Annotated in this window: 13 protein-coding genes; 3 read left to right on the plus strand and 10 right to left on the minus strand. The window is 55.3% G+C overall.

Going from position 1 to position 14,038, the window contains the following annotated elements; genetic code table 11:
- Positions 1-122 precede the first annotated feature (122 nt).
- Positions 123-1,595, plus strand: coding sequence for a Na+/H+ antiporter NhaC (gene nhaC, locus ACR0LF_RS06760; protein ID WP_480583858.1), 1,473 nt, complete (start codon positions 123-125; stop codon positions 1,593-1,595).
- Positions 1,596-1,667: 72 nt separating this feature from the next.
- Positions 1,668-2,684 carry a GlxA family transcriptional regulator gene (locus ACR0LF_RS06765; protein ID WP_480583860.1) on the plus strand — a complete coding sequence of 339 codons (1,017 nt, stop codon included), beginning with the start codon at positions 1,668-1,670 and terminating at the stop codon, positions 2,682-2,684.
- A gap of 277 nt (positions 2,685-2,961) precedes the next feature.
- Here the strand turns inward: ACR0LF_RS06765 and ACR0LF_RS06770 are convergent, their stop codons facing one another.
- The 4 genes from ACR0LF_RS06770 to ACR0LF_RS06785 all read right to left on the minus strand — a co-directional run bounded on the left by ACR0LF_RS06770 (position 2,962) and on the right by ACR0LF_RS06785 (position 8,068).
- Positions 2,962-3,798: a GNAT family N-acetyltransferase gene (locus tag ACR0LF_RS06770; protein WP_480627661.1), complete on the minus strand. Its 837-nt coding sequence runs from the start codon at positions 3,796-3,798 to the stop codon at positions 2,962-2,964.
- 255 nt (positions 3,799-4,053) lie between these two features.
- Positions 4,054-5,250: an NAD(P)H-dependent flavin oxidoreductase gene (locus tag ACR0LF_RS06775; RefSeq protein WP_480627662.1), complete on the minus strand. Its 1,197-nt coding sequence runs from the start codon at positions 5,248-5,250 to the stop codon at positions 4,054-4,056.
- An 82-nt stretch (positions 5,251-5,332) separates the two neighbouring features.
- Complete coding sequence (locus tag ACR0LF_RS06780) at positions 5,333-6,769, minus strand: MFS transporter (protein ID WP_480583868.1); 1,437 nt, start codon at positions 6,767-6,769, stop codon at positions 5,333-5,335.
- A 318-nt stretch (positions 6,770-7,087) separates the two neighbouring features.
- Positions 7,088-8,068 carry an NAD(P)H-dependent flavin oxidoreductase gene (locus tag ACR0LF_RS06785; protein WP_480583871.1) on the minus strand — a complete coding sequence of 327 codons (981 nt, stop codon included), beginning with the start codon at positions 8,066-8,068 and terminating at the stop codon, positions 7,088-7,090.
- Positions 8,069-8,432: 364 nt separating this feature from the next.
- Here ACR0LF_RS06785 and ACR0LF_RS06790 point away from each other — a divergent pair, with 364 nt between their 5' ends.
- Positions 8,433-8,579 (plus strand): hypothetical protein, encoded by a 147-nt coding sequence (locus tag ACR0LF_RS06790; RefSeq protein ID WP_480583874.1) that lies wholly within the window; start codon positions 8,433-8,435, stop codon positions 8,577-8,579.
- Between the two features lie 70 nt (positions 8,580-8,649).
- Here ACR0LF_RS06790 and ACR0LF_RS06795 read toward each other — a convergent pair whose 3' ends face one another.
- The 6 genes from ACR0LF_RS06795 to ACR0LF_RS06820 all read right to left on the minus strand — a co-directional run bounded on the left by ACR0LF_RS06795 (position 8,650) and on the right by ACR0LF_RS06820 (position 13,218).
- Positions 8,650-9,507: an SDR family oxidoreductase gene (locus tag ACR0LF_RS06795; protein WP_480583878.1), complete on the minus strand. Its 858-nt coding sequence runs from the start codon at positions 9,505-9,507 to the stop codon at positions 8,650-8,652.
- A 63-nt stretch (positions 9,508-9,570) separates the two neighbouring features.
- A complete protein-coding gene (locus tag ACR0LF_RS06800) occupies positions 9,571-10,134 on the minus strand; it encodes a TetR/AcrR family transcriptional regulator (RefSeq protein WP_480583880.1) in 564 nt (187 codons plus the stop codon).
- A gap of 6 nt (positions 10,135-10,140) precedes the next feature.
- Complete coding sequence (locus ACR0LF_RS06805) at positions 10,141-11,202, minus strand: flavin monoamine oxidase family protein (RefSeq protein WP_480583883.1); 1,062 nt, start codon at positions 11,200-11,202, stop codon at positions 10,141-10,143.
- Between the two features lie 3 nt (positions 11,203-11,205).
- Complete coding sequence (locus tag ACR0LF_RS06810) at positions 11,206-11,889, minus strand: SDR family NAD(P)-dependent oxidoreductase (protein WP_480583886.1); 684 nt, start codon at positions 11,887-11,889, stop codon at positions 11,206-11,208.
- Positions 11,890-11,892: 3 nt separating this feature from the next.
- Positions 11,893-12,561 carry a cupin domain-containing protein gene (locus ACR0LF_RS06815; RefSeq protein ID WP_480583890.1) on the minus strand — a complete coding sequence of 223 codons (669 nt, stop codon included), beginning with the start codon at positions 12,559-12,561 and terminating at the stop codon, positions 11,893-11,895.
- A gap of 36 nt (positions 12,562-12,597) precedes the next feature.
- Positions 12,598-13,218, minus strand: a complete 621-nt coding sequence (locus ACR0LF_RS06820; RefSeq protein ID WP_480583894.1) for a glutathione S-transferase family protein — start codon at positions 13,216-13,218, stop codon at positions 12,598-12,600.
- Between the last annotated feature and the right edge of the window lie 820 nt (positions 13,219-14,038).

Raw genomic sequence — 14,038 nt, forward strand, 5'->3', positions numbered from 1 at the left:
CGACGCCCCAATGTCGCAAATTCTAACAAGATGTGCGCTCTGACCGACAGTCTCACACCGCCAAACTTGGTTTCTTCCGCAGATCATCACGGTTCTGGACCATTCCAAAGGAGGAGACCCATATGTTTGGGAATGAAGACAACATACGGCAGCCCGGTTTGGTGCTGGCACTCGTGCCAATAGTGCTGACCCTGTTTGTGCTTGGGTTGCAACTTTTCTATTTCGGTGACTTTACTCCACACATCCCACTGGCGTTCGGGATCGCAATCACCGGCATCGTTGGCCTCATGCTGGGTCACAAATGGCCCAGCATCGAAGAGGGCGTGTTCCACGTTATCAATATCTCACTGCCTTCAGTTTCGATTCTGATCACAGTGGGAATGATCATTGGTGTGTGGATCGCAAGCGGCACCGTCCCGACGCTGATCTACTATGGTCTCAGGATTTTGTCGCCCGAGCTTTTCCTCGCTGCAGGAATGGTCCTTTGCTCCATTGTTTCCGTTTCTTTGGGCACCTCGTGGGGAACGACAGGCACAGTCGGATTAGCGCTGATGGGGATTGGAGCCGGGTTCGGCATTCCAATGTATTGGACAGCGGGGGCGGTAGTCTCTGGTGCATTCTTTGGAGATAAGATCTCGCCTTTATCGGATACGACAAACCTGGCACCTGCCGTGACGGGGACTAATCTGTTCGATCACATTCGGAATATGCTTCCAACCACTGTTCCTTCCATGCTGATTGCACTGGTAATTTACTTTGTCGTCGGCTTCACTCTGATCGACACGTCCCAGGTATCGTTTGACCGTATTCACGCGATCACCACCGCGCTGGACGACGCTTTCTGGATTTCGCCGATCATGCTGTTTCCGGCCGTTCTGGTCGTCGTGCTGGCGGTCATGAAACAACCTCCGATCCCGTCACTGTTTGCAGGCGCCGTTGCGGGCGGCATCATGGCTATCTTCTGTCAGGGGGCTGGACTGCATGAGACGTTCACCTTCGCCAACAGCGGCTATTCGATCGATACTGGGGTTCCGGAGATCGATCCCCTGCTGAACCGCGGAGGTATTCAGTCGATGATGTGGACGATTTCACTGGTGCTGCTGGCTTTGGGGTTTGGCGGAGCGCTTGAACGCGTAGGCTGCCTTCAGGCCATCATCAAAGTTGTCATCTCGAAGGTGAAAACGTTTGCCGGAATTCAAACCTCAGCCATCCTGACCTCTGTCGCGACCAACACCGTTGCAGGTGACCCCTATCTGTCAATTGCACTGCCAGGGCGGATGTATGCACCGGTCTATCGCGCGATGGGCTATTCCCCACTGAACCTATCCCGGGCGGTCGAGGAAGGCGGAACTCTGGTGTCCCCTCTGATCCCGTGGAACGCGGGTGGCGCGTTTGTCATCACGGCGCTTGGCTTGGGTATCGCAGACGGCAACTTCGAAAACCTGCTGTATATTCCGCTTGCATTCGCTTGCTGGTTGTCACCGGTCATCGGTATCTTCTATGCCATGACAGGGCTCTTTTCGCCTAAAGCAAGCGAAGAAGAAATCCGCTCCTGGGAGGAAAGTGGTGAACCTGTTGCGCAGATGAGTACCTGATCGTTCTGCACCAACACCAAATGAGGTGTTGGTGCCCTTCATCCGCCTTGATCGATACTGGGAGGAGAGCATATGGACCCGAGAAACTTTGTCCCAAAGGGCGCGGCCAGCTATCGCATAGACTACGATGGATCGGCCAAGGAAATCTATTTCCTGCTACTGCCTAAGCTGACGATGCTGGCCTTTAGTGCCGCAGTGGAACCTCTGAGGATCGCAAATCAGGTTTCAAACAAAGAACTGTATAAATGGTTTCTGATCACCGAAGATGGAAACCCGGTTTCCTGTTCGAATGGGATTGAAATTACGCCGGATTTTGCGTTGCACAACCTACCGCGATCGTCGCGGCTGTTTGTTTGCTCGGGTATTGAACCGGCGGAAAGTACTAACCCCAAAGTCCTGTCGTGGATCAGCCGCCAAAGAACCTTTGGATGTAATCTGGGTGGTATTTGCACGGGAGCTTTCGCCCTTGCCAAGGCCGGAGTTCTGTCAGGTAAAAGATTCACATTGCATTGGGAAAACCACCCTGCGTTCATCGAACATTTTGATGACTTGGGGCCATCGCCAAACCTGTATGAGATCGACAATGAGCTTATGACATGTGGCGGCGGAAATGCCGCAACCGACATGATGTTGGATATGATCGAGTCCGATTTCGGAAATGACCTGGCGGTCATAGTTTCGGACATGTGCATCCACTTTCGGTCCAACAATAGTAAAACGCTACAGAAATCAGCCTTTTCGGTGGCTTTGGGCAGTCGCAACCAGTACCTGATCAACGCCATGCAGATCATGCAAGAAAACCTGGAAGAGCCGTTAGATATCTCTGAAATAGCAGAAGCCGTGCAGATATCTCGTCGCCAGTTGGAGCGTCTATTTCAAAAGTATGTCGAAACTTCGCCTGTACAGTTTTATATCGAACTGCGCGTTTCGAGGGCTTACGCATTGCTCAGCGAAACCGAGATGGCGGTTGCGGAAATCGCGGCAGCCACAGGATTTAGCAGCGCTACACAACTTACGGTACGATTCAAGAAACGCTACGGCGAAGCGCCAACTTCATTCAGAAGGGGGTGGTCTGAAAGACGTGAATAACTCGCGTCTGAACAGTCAGGAATTGAGGTATACGGAACGTATCCCAGTACGTTCTCTGCAGCCAACCGAGGCCCGTTTTGATAACGCTGCGACGCGGCACTTTCAGTATGGTAAATGTCCGCTATGGACCGTTGGATAGGTTGTGTAGAACGGGGCAGGGACTTGTGCTGCTTCTGCACCGAGGTCTGCAGTGAGCCCATTTTGCTCATACGACGCCGTGCGGCGAATGTCTCGTTGTCTATGAGCGGCCGCACTTAGCGTAAGCCCAGTTGTGAGATCAAAGTGTTAGGTCCCAGGTTTCTTGCACACTCTCACTGCCAAAGTGATACCCGGAAATACGCTCTGTCAAAGTGAATCCGACACGAGCGTAGAGCGCGCGTGCGACTACCTGTGTCTCGTGGGTCATTAACGTCATGCGTTTGAACCCTGATGCACGCGCGTGATTCAGACAGATCGTCATTAAACGCTTGCCCAAGCCCATTCCGCGGGCCTCGGGTTCCAGAAAGAATAATCGCAGTTTCGCGACGCCGGGCTCTTCTGTATTCATGCAAAAAATTGATCCCAGCCGCATTTCGCCGCAATGAGCAATAAAGGCCCGGTTTCCATCAATGCCTTGGACCGGTAAAAACGCCGCCAGGATCTGCATGACGAGCATTTCCATGCGATAATCAAATTTATAGTCCGTGTAATAGGTCTCGGCGTGCCGATTGACGACCCATCCGGCGTCGCCTGGGGTCAATTCGCGAAATTCGACCGGGCCCGGCAGGTCAAATGATCTCATCGCCCGCTCCAAAGCGCGGGCGACGCGCCCCGCATTAGCCCCATCCAATCGCTTGTGGACCTCAAGCGCCATCCGGTCGACAAGCTCGCTAAACTTCTGGTGCCCAGATTCAGTAAGATCAAGTTCCTTTTGCCGTGCATCATGTTCAGAAGGTTTTCTTAGAATCCATCCGGATCGCTCAAAGTTCTTCAGGATACGACTGACATAGCCTTCGTCGAGGTCCAGGGCATTGGCGATCAACCGGGCAGTTGAGCCATTTTGCACTCCGATCTCATAGAAAACCCGCAGTTCTGTGAGGTTCATTCCACTACCGCCGTAGTCGGGGGAGAACAAACCCATCCTCTGTGTGTAGAACCGATTGAAGGCGCGAATTGTCGAGATGTGATCCATAATGCAATCTCACTTACTTGACAAATTCAAGTAATATGGAGTTGCTTGATTATGTCAAGTAAAAGTGCGGAATGCTATAGCGCCAGCGTAAAGACTGCGTCCCTACGTTCTCAATGGCTAAGATCGCGTGTGGGCCAAATTCAAAACTAGTGTTGGTCGAATAAGGTCCGGAAAGGGCCCAAATCCTAGCCCATCGATTCAGTTGGTTTGCGCAGCGCTTTTCATTTCTTGGACAAGTTTCTCCATCAATTGCGCTGCTTTCATTTCTCTGTTCAAGGAAGCGGCTTGTCCGTACAGCAAAAACTGGTTGTCCAGATCGTCATGGGCGATGCCATGTTTCTTGATTGGGCCGCTGTAGTTGTACATCAGTGGAAACGCGGGGAGCATTGGTCGCCCTTTTGCCATTTCGATTGAATACGTCGTTTTTCGAGCTCGACAGGGGCGTCCGGAAAAGGCGCGAGACACGTGAGTGTCCACATCCTTGGCAGACAATAACGCTTCTCGATGTACTTTTGTGATAGGTGCTTCTGTGCAAGTTAGAAATGCGGTTCCCATCCACGCTGCATCGGCGCCCAATATTCGACAGGCCGCGATCCCGCGCCCGTCACCGATCCCTCCGGCGGCAACAACCAAACAATCAACCACGTCACAGATCTGCGGAACAAGTGCGAGGGTGCCAACTCCAACGTCTTCGAAATTGGTCTCGAAGGAACCTCTATGACCTCCGGCCTCCCATCCTTGAGCAACAACAACATCAATCCCGGCATTTTCCAATGCGACTGCTTCGCTCACCATCGTGGCGGTAGCTGCCACCACCACACCCGCGCCCTTCAAGGCATCGACCACCGAGGTAGGCGGGCAGCCGAAGTGGAAGCTAACCATGGCAGGTGCTTCTGAAACGAGGAGAGCAAGCTTGTCCGTATCAAAGGTTTCTGCTTCTGTTGCTGAGTTATCTGCAGGCACTTCCAAGCCAAGCCGCTGGTAAAACGGCAAAACGAGCGAACGCGCTTGTTTGTCTAGTTCAGGATCAAAGGTCGGTGCCTCATGCAAAAAGAAATTGAGGTTGAACGGTTTGTCCGTCGCCTCCTTCGTTTCAGAGATTCTTTGTTCCAGTTCGCTGATCGGCATCTCTGCGCAACCAAGTGAGCCCAGCCCACCGGCATTGCTTACGGCTGCCGCTAGAGGCACTAGTGGCTTTTGAAGGATCATAGGAGCCTGAACGATCGGGTATTTGATGCCGAGGAGTTTGGTGAATCTCGTTTCAGTCAGCATGTAGATCTCCTCTGCTCCCGGATGTTTACCATAGTATTTTGAATTCATCGAAGCGCTTTTCCCAACGTGTCCAAGTGCGTTTAGTGGTGTTTCACGGCAAGGAAATCCCGTTTCATCATTCAAAGCGCTGCGTGAATCCTTTGACCAACGAGCGAGATGCGCATCAAAAACGCCCGTTGACGGAATGCCGCTTTTAGAAAGACGTCTACGCAGACACCTCCTGCGAAGCAGGTTGTTTCCGCACCAGAGTGAACATCGCCATGAGTGCCAAAAGCCCAAACGGCAAGCAGGTAAGAAATACGCATCTGGCAACATCTGATGCTGCCTCTGACGTGCTCATGGAAACGAAACCTGAGGCATTTGCAACAATCCCAATGTAGGCGGCTCCCAACGCGTATCCCAATCTCTGGACTGTGGGCATCGCACCTGAGATTCGTTGCACTTCACCCGGTTCGGCAAGTGATGTGGTGCGGCGAAGAATGAAGGTCCAGGCCACGCCAAACCCGGCTCCATCCATCGCAGCGAATGCCGCGATCAGCCAGACAGGCCCGTTGGGAACAGCGTAAAGAAAGCCTGCAATGCTCAATACCACCAGGGTGATCCCGGCAGCGATCATCAGACGATCAAATCGCTCCGGTGAGCCACTCACAAGCACCGCCGCAATCGACCAACCGATGGAAGAGCAGGCAATGATATAGCCCGCGGTCAAGGCGGATACGCCATGAATGGCGATCACCAGAAGCGGGCCGAAGGCGGTCAGGGCGACGGTAGCGATGGATAGTGACAATATCATCAGAAGCGCGGCTCCCGTCGTCGTGCCCAGGCCGAACGGGTGGTTCGGCAACAACCTGTCTGTCCCGGCGCGGCCATCAAGGCGAAGGAAAATCACCAGACACGACAGACCCATCGCTACCAGAAGCGAAGTTTGTATTGGCTTGACCTCAACCCCGCCCGATGACACCAACAGGACCGCCAGACACAGTAACGCCAGTCGCCTTAGGGGAAACTTGCCGGGCTCCGTCTTTTTAGATGCCGCCTGATCCGGTCGCAGGCCAATCCAGACGGACAATCCGAAAGCCTGAAGCGCGAAGAAACCGAACCCCCAGCGCCATGTCGCATATTCGACAAAGAAGCCTCCGATCAACGGGCCAAGAAACGCGGATAGACCCCAGAAAGTTGAAACCATAGCTATTGCGCGTGCCGTGTATCGTGTTGGGAAAATCGAACCCACTGCCACGAAGGCCATGGCGACAAGCCCGCCGCCGCCCAACCCCTGCATAGCACGTCCGGCAAGAATCAGGGCCATCGAAGGGCTTACAGCACTGAGCAGGCATCCAATCCCAAACAAGGCTGCCGCAAGGCTCATCGGACGCCGCAGCCCATGTCGCATCGTTAAGAGCGCACTGGCTGCTCCGGCCACAACAGAGGTGATCTCATAAAGCGACACAGACCATCCGACCAACGCAGCCCCGCCAACGTCGGAGACAATCGAGGGGAGCATGGTTGCCACGATGAGCCCGTCAGCGGCGTGCAGCCAAACGGCGAGGCAAACCAGTGCAAGAGACGGCACATAAGCGCTCGTCAGGAACTCTCGCCATGGAACAAAACTGCCGGCGCTATTGTCGCTACCCGGTGCGGCCATCTTTATCTCCAACGTGTTGACAGCCCCTTTGCTACGACCTCAACAATGGTTGAGGTCAAGAGGAGAAAATCAATGGCATAGAAATTTCTTTCGGTCGGAGACGTTGCTCGCCGCAGCGGCCTGCCGGTCTCAACTTTGCATTGGGCCGTTTAGATAAGTCCCTGAAAACGGGGCAAGGGCTTGTGCTGCTTCTGCACCGAGGTCTCAAAGAGCCCATTTTACCAATGCTGCGTCCTCGACAATTGTCCGCTTCGATACACCAACTGGAAGTGGATACTATTTGAGAGCATGCTTAGGATAGCCGAGTTAGTGAATGTCTCAGAATTGCACGATTGTTCGAGCCTGATCGACTATCTCCGCAACGATCTTGGCCGCCGGCTGGACTTTTGTTACAAGGCCAACACCCTGACCGGACCACATTGATAATGCTTCAATGTCGCCCTCTAAGGCGGCATTTGGCGAAGCGCTAGTATAGCGTACGATTTCACTCCCATCTTGACGATGCGCTAACACGTCGCCTTCACCAGGGCGTTGGCCTAGAGCCGGTTTGCCAGCAGCTCCCCACATTTTTGAGGTCGTATTTTTCAAAGCCCGATGCGGTGCATTCGGCCAGCTCAGATCGTAAAGATCATCGTAACGATCCGTATCGTCCTCCGAGGCCGCCAGCAGTTGCGCGCGATAGGTTGGGTGAACAGGGGCTTCCTCCGCCGCTAAGAAGCGCGTTCCAACCCATGCGGCCGAAGCTCCAAGCGCCAGTGCCGCCGCGAGCCCGCGACCATCGGCGATCCCACCTGCCGCAATCACTGGAATATCACCGACTGCGTCGACGACGGCAGGTACCAAGGCCATCGTCGAGACCGTCCCCTCAACATGACCGCCAGCTTCGTAGCCCTGCGCGCAGATCGCATCGGCCCCGAGAGCGACCGCCGCACGTGCTTTTTCTGCCGTGCTCGCTGTTATGATGACTTTGCAGCCCGCTGCTTTGGCGCGAGGGACGAAATCGCCTGTATCACCCCAGAATAGCGAAATGATCTCGATGTTTTCCTCAAAGCACGTCTCAAGCTGAGCTTCACTTCGAAAGTTCATGTTGAGATTGACGCCAAAGGGCTTATCTGTCAGCGATTTGATCCGCTGCACCTCTGTTTTCAGACCGTCGGGCTCCAGGTACCAGACCGGCGCAATTCCGAGCCCTCCGGCATTGCTTACGGCGGCGACAAGCTCAGGCGACGAAACTCCACCGACAGGTGCCAGGACGATTGGGTTCTCAATTCCGAAACGTTTGCAAAAAGTGGTGGTCAAAATTACACCTCGAAGTGGGAGTTTGGTCAAATACTAGTAGAGCGATCCGATCATGGCCAGTCGACTTGGACTCAAGGCCGAGATTGGTGCGCACCTAAAGGAGATCGGCTTAGTTCCGCACTGCGTGACGTCAGTAAGCCGATGATATTGCGCTCGCAGCGAACGGCAGGTTCGACGGACCGCGTCATATCATCGGTTGCCGACGGTCAACGACCGGTATGGGCCGTCCTTGTGTCTCTAAGTGCCTCGACGAGCTGTATGCCTGTGAAGCACAACTGCACACAATGATAGATCGACTTCCATTGTAGCTGGGCAGATTGCCGGTCGCCTTCTGGGGTTCGCTCTGACTGCACAGACGACCGAGATGTCGCCTAAGGCGTTCATGGCGCTGGCCGCGCAAAGCTTTGCGACTTTGCTGACAGAAACTGATCCGAAACGGATCAGGGAATGCGCGTTTGATCGATGCGTGCTGGTGTTCCGCGACATCTCAAAAAGCGAACGTCGCCGGTGAAGCAGCATGGAAACTTGCGGCAACCGAAGCAATGTTGCCACAATCCGAGCAACATCGCACGAATAGGCTCTCAGCTTAAGAACTGCTCGATCACGGCTGCCTGTTGCTTTTTGCCATCCGGGTCAGCTTCGGTTTTCAGACGTGTAAACGCCTCACTCCAGTTTGAGGTGCGAATCCGGATCGGCGGGTCAGAGGCGTCAACCACGCTCATGACAACGGATGCCACTTGTTCCGAGGTTTGATAGATATCGCTGCCATCCATTCGCGCCTGCGCGCCGCCGATATACTTCTGGAGAATGGGCAGATACTCATCCTCAAGCATCCCGCCCGTGGCCTCGACATGTTTCAGCACATTGGTGGCAAACTCGGATTGGATACCGCCCGGTTCAACCGTTGAGAAATGGACGCCGAAATTGGGCGTGACATAGCTGGCCAGAGCCTCAGTGTACCCCTCAACCGCGAACTTGGTGGCGCAGTAGATCTCGTTGAACGGCTGACCCACAAGGCCGCCTACGGATGAGATTGTGATGACGTGGCCCGAGCGCGCCGCGCGCATGTGTGGCATCACCGCTTTTGTGCAGCGCACGACACCCATGAAATTCACATCCATGACCCAGGCGACGTCTTCTTCGCTGGCTTGTTCGGTTGTGCGGACAAATCCAGCACCCGCATTGTTGATCAACGTATCGATCCGGCCCTCGTTCGCGATGATCTGGTCGACTGCGGCGTTTACGCTGGCGCTGTCCTGCACGTCCAACTCAAGCACGTTGAAATTGACGCCAGCGTCAGAGGCGGCCACATCCAAGATGCCGCGTTTGGCGAGGTTTCGCATAGTAGCATAGACAGTATGGCCCGCTAGGGCCGCTTGTACGGCGATTTGAACACCAAGGCCGGTTGACGTGCCGGTGATCAGAAAGACTTTGGGCATAAGGAAAGCTCCGAATATCAAATGAATTGCTTGCGGCAACGATCCGATGTGTCGGGGCGAAGATCAACAGCGGGACTTTAAGACGCCCAAAGCCTCATCGAAGGTATTCACATTCTCTTCTGCGCGTGCGGTCAGATGCGCGCCTTCCAAAAGGGCCAGTGTCGCGCGGGCCTCCGAGATCGGATCGGTGATGCCGGTGATTGACTTGTCTTCTTGGCCAAGCTTCAGGATCTCTTCGATTTGGGCAACCATCATGGCGCGGAATTTCCGGATCTTTTGGATCACGTCATCCGACAGGCTTTCACGGCTGCTGATAAGCGACACGCAGAGGCACAGGGTTTTCCCGTCATTGAGTGCATCCCGGTAGAGGTCGATCAGGGCCAGCAATTGCTCGGCCCCGGTTTTGTGTTCTACCCGGATGCGGTTGCACTCTGCCTCCAAGGTCAGACTATAGCGATCCATGAGTGCCGCCGACAGCGCCGCTTTGGTCGGGAAATGGTAATGGATCGACGCTTTGCGAATGCCCACTGCCTCGGCCAGATCGGCATAGCTGAACCCGTCAAATCCGCGCGCCCGTGCGGCGTGTTCGGCAACATCCAGAAGGGCAGTCTTGGTATCACTCGTCATACGTGCTTAAACCTTTTCCGTCATGACCAGGGCCAGCGTGTTGTCCGCAGCCTCCAGAGCGCCTTCTATATAGCCCCCGAACTGTGGTGCAACTTCGGTCCCGCCAAAGATTAGTCGGCCATCCCACAGACGGGTCATCGCATGGGGCAGCCCGTATTGCGGATGAGCGTATAACGGCTGATGATCCGCTTCGATAGAGGTGAACGGGTCAAAGGCCCAGTCTTTGACAAAGAGTGTCTTTGGCTCCGCAGCTTCGGCGCCGTACAGCCGGGACAGTTGCTCTTTGAGCTCCTGCCGCAGCCGTTCTTCGTTGCTGCGGGCGCGGGGAGGCAAGCCGATAAAGCCGAACAACGCGTAAGGTCCGCCCTCGGCAGGGGATGCGTCGTGTATTTCCACCATCGGCCCCCTGCGGCTCATCGCGTCACCGGACAGCCCGGCCGTGCGCCAGAACGGGGTATCATAGACAGCGATGGCTTTGGCCTGTCCGGCCATCCAAGTCGCGATCCCGGTCATCGCCGCTAAAGCTTCATTTGGTAAAGCGGGTGAGAACACGATCTTGCTCGCCACGCGAGGAGGGAGGGCCAGCACGACTTCCTGAGCATGGATGACTTGCCCAGTTTGAGCGGTCGCGGTGATCCCAGACGCAGACTTCTCTAACCCGACGATAGGCGCGGATAAGATAAGCCGCTTCTGCGGTATCTCAGCGGCCAGCGCATCAATGAGGGCACCCAGACCACCTTTCAGTCGATAAGACCCTTGCATCGAGGCAAACCCGCGATCGCGATCGACCTGGCCGATCTCGTTTTCAAAGCTGAGCGCGCCTGTTGAATATTGCTCGAACCACTCCAGTCCGAGCCGCTTTATTAACGCTGCAATACGCGGCTGCCCGGGCCAGAACCAGGCCGGACCCATGTCGAAATACCCACCCTCCAGCCTTTCCGTCCGGATACGTCCGCCCGGACGACCCCGCGCTTCGACCAGCAGGTAGTCATGGTTTTGTGCCTGTAGCTGTCGCGCAAGGCAGAGGCCAGAAAGGCCTGCGCCAATGATCACAGTTTGCGTCTGCATCGATCAGAACCCCTCAGATGCCGGGCGCAGGTCCAGCTCATGGGTCCAGGTGGATTGCGGTTGATGAGCCAACTGCCAGTAGGCCTCGGAAATCTCGTCCGGTTTCATCATCTTCGACGGATCCAGCGAGTGCAAATCCCGCGAGCGGGGCGTATCGATGATCCCGTCCAGAACGACGTGCGAGACATGTACGCCAGCCGGTTGATATTCACGTGCCAGCGATTGTGTTAGCCCGCGCAAGGCGAACTTAGCCGACGCAAAAGCGGAAAACCGTGGGCCGCCGCGCAGCGACGCTGTGGCCCCGGAAACGATCAGCGCGCCACCACCGCCGCGCACCATCGGTAGCAGAACAAATTGCCCCAGCACGACCAGAGATTGCACCATTGATGTCCACGTTCGCTGGTAGTCCTCCAATGTGGTTTCGGGGAATGGCGCGATCACCAGTTCAGCCGTATTGTGTACCACGATCTTCGGCGGGCCATGCGCAGCGATCAATTCAGAAATCACTGGCGCAACCGCACTCGGATCGGACAGATCGACCTGATGAAACGGCGCGATCGTTTCCTGCGGCTGCGTCCGTCCAAGACCAATGGCCGTCATGCCACCTGCCTGAAACCGCGCGAGAAGGGACTGGCCAAGGCCAGTCCCCGCACCGGCGACAATCGCCAGAGGTTTGTCAGAATTCATGAATCACACCGCCGGTGGTTGAGCAAAGGGCAGGTGGCCGGTTTTCATCCAGACCTTCGCCCCGTCCGGACCCGCAACTGCAGACAGCGCTTCGCCTTCGGGCAGGCGTAGCCAGTCGTTCTTTTTTAGAACGTCACCACCTGAGGACAGCGATCCGCCAATCATCAACAGCTCGATACCACCTGGCGCATCCGAGGTAACCTCGGCGCCTGCATCAACATGGCTGTAAGTGACAACCTCGCGGTCATCCTTGTGCAGGATCGCAGTGGCGACCCCGTTCACGGGTGCGGCCAGTTCGTCGGCCATGGTTTTGCGGAACTGATTGCGGTCATCCATGTCGAACTGCCAGAGTTTGACGAAGATCGTGCAGCCGGGTTCCGAGCCGGGCGTATGCCCGGTTGTGGGCGGATTGCGCACATAAGTGCCTTCCGGGAAATCGCCATGCTCATCCTGAAAGACGCCGTCCAGAACGATGAACTCTTCACCGCCTGTATGCGTGTGGGCCAAAAATTTGCTGCCGGGCGCATAACGCACAATGGTGGTGGCGCGGGCGACTTCGCCACCAATTCGGTCCAGCATGCGCCGGTCCACACCCTTCATGGGCGAGGCCTGCCACTCAAGCTGATCAGAGTGAACAACGACGCGCGAAGAGAAGTCCGAGTTGAGCTCCATGGGAGAGGTCCTTTCGACTTAAATGGCAGTTCTCGCTTAGGCGGCGATAGATGGACGGGCCGCCATCTTAGCACGCCAAACTTGCAGGTTGGTCAGGGTTTCAGGAATTTCAACTTTGGCAAAATCGGCGAACGCCAATCCTGCAAAGGCGGTGATATCAGCTATCGAGAATGTGTCTCCGGCCAAGTATTCATTTTCGGCGAGAACCGAGTCCAGATAGGCCATTGTGTTTCCGGCGACCTCTTTCTGCTTATTGCCCCATTCGGCGCATTGATAAGTTTCAAGATCGGGGCCCAGCCCAGGTGTAGCGTGGTGGAAGTAGGTGCCTACCGCATTCAACAGACCGTTTTCCGCGCGCAGGTTCATCATCGAGATGCGGGCACGCTCTTGCGCAGTCACGCCGGTCAATGATGGGCCATCGAAGGTTGCGTCAATATATTCAATAATCGCGTTGCATTGTGCGATGTGCGAACCATCTTCCAGTTCCAGACAAGGCACCGCGGCGTCGGGGTTCTTGGCTTTGAACTCAGGCGTACGATGCTCGCCGCCCATCACATCCACAGGGATGAATTCAACATTGTCTGTCGCGCCTTTTTCAGCCAGCGCAATACGAACACGGGCAGGGTTCGGGAACCCTTCGACATCATAAATCTTCATCTGAGTACCTCCGTCGGGGTTTGCGTTTCGTGCTATCTACCTATCGATAGGTAGATAGCATTGCAACCCTTTTTTACTCCCCTTAACAAATGTTTTAATTCAGTATGTTACGATGCTCTCAATGATTTGCGTTGGCGCTGGTTCACTTTGTAACACCGAACTCAGCAAGAACAGATTCGGTATCTGCGCCATAAGCGAGGGCACCAAATTGTATCGTGGCAGAAGTTTTCGAGAACCGGGCCACAGCATCTGCCTGCCGCAGTCGGCCAGCCAATGGATGATCAAATTCCAACTAGGTTTTGTTCGTGCGGATTTGCGGATGTTCAAGCACGTGCGCACGGGTCAGGGCTAGCCCACACCCATGTAGCTCCACTAGTTCTATTAGTTGTACAGCGTCTTTGACGAGCCCATAAACACCGCAGCGAAAGCGAACTTTGTCCGCGCACCTGACCTCCGACGCCGACCAGAGTTCGCAAGCGCAGCGAATGGCCGGTATGACGGGCGCACCGCGGCATCACGATCCTTGACTCAAGGTCCGGAATGGGCCGTTCGTGTTAGTTATTTGCGGGGCAGGGCGCCTAGCTGCAACGGCACCTAGGTCAGAATAGAGCCCATTTCAACCTAAGCCGTACCTGCGGGCGCCCGTTTTCGCCACCTTGGCAAGCAACCGGCCGAATTCGTCAATTGAATCAAAGTGTGACAAAGCCTTGGGCACTGCGCATTGGACCTCCACGTATTTCCGACAGACATAATTTTTGGAGGCCCGTTATGAATTCGCATTCGTCCGTTCACCCGCAACTCGTCGGCGCGCGTCGCGCAC

The sequence above is a fragment of the Ruegeria sp. E8 genome, assembly GCF_056533985.1.

Coding starts and splice junctions, on each gene's coding strand:
- ACR0LF_RS06765 (WP_480583860.1), top strand. CDS start 1,668: ATGGACCCGAGAAACTTTGTCCCAAAGGGCGCGGCCAGCTATCGCATA.
- nhaC (WP_480583858.1), top strand. CDS start 123: ATGTTTGGGAATGAAGACAACATACGGCAGCCCGGTTTGGTGCTGGCA.
- ACR0LF_RS06795 (WP_480583878.1), bottom strand. CDS start 9,507: ATGCCCAAAGTCTTTCTGATCACCGGCACGTCAACCGGCCTTGGTGTT.
- ACR0LF_RS06815 (WP_480583890.1), bottom strand. CDS start 12,561: ATGGAGCTCAACTCGGACTTCTCTTCGCGCGTCGTTGTTCACTCTGAT.
- ACR0LF_RS06790 (WP_480583874.1), top strand. CDS start 8,433: ATGTCGCCTAAGGCGTTCATGGCGCTGGCCGCGCAAAGCTTTGCGACT.
- ACR0LF_RS06780 (WP_480583868.1), bottom strand. CDS start 6,769: ATGGCCGCACCGGGTAGCGACAATAGCGCCGGCAGTTTTGTTCCATGG.
- ACR0LF_RS06805 (WP_480583883.1), bottom strand. CDS start 11,202: ATGCAGACGCAAACTGTGATCATTGGCGCAGGCCTTTCTGGCCTCTGC.
- ACR0LF_RS06800 (WP_480583880.1), bottom strand. CDS start 10,134: ATGACGAGTGATACCAAGACTGCCCTTCTGGATGTTGCCGAACACGCC.
- ACR0LF_RS06810 (WP_480583886.1), bottom strand. CDS start 11,889: ATGAATTCTGACAAACCTCTGGCGATTGTCGCCGGTGCGGGGACTGGC.
- ACR0LF_RS06820 (WP_480583894.1), bottom strand. CDS start 13,218: ATGAAGATTTATGATGTCGAAGGGTTCCCGAACCCTGCCCGTGTTCGT.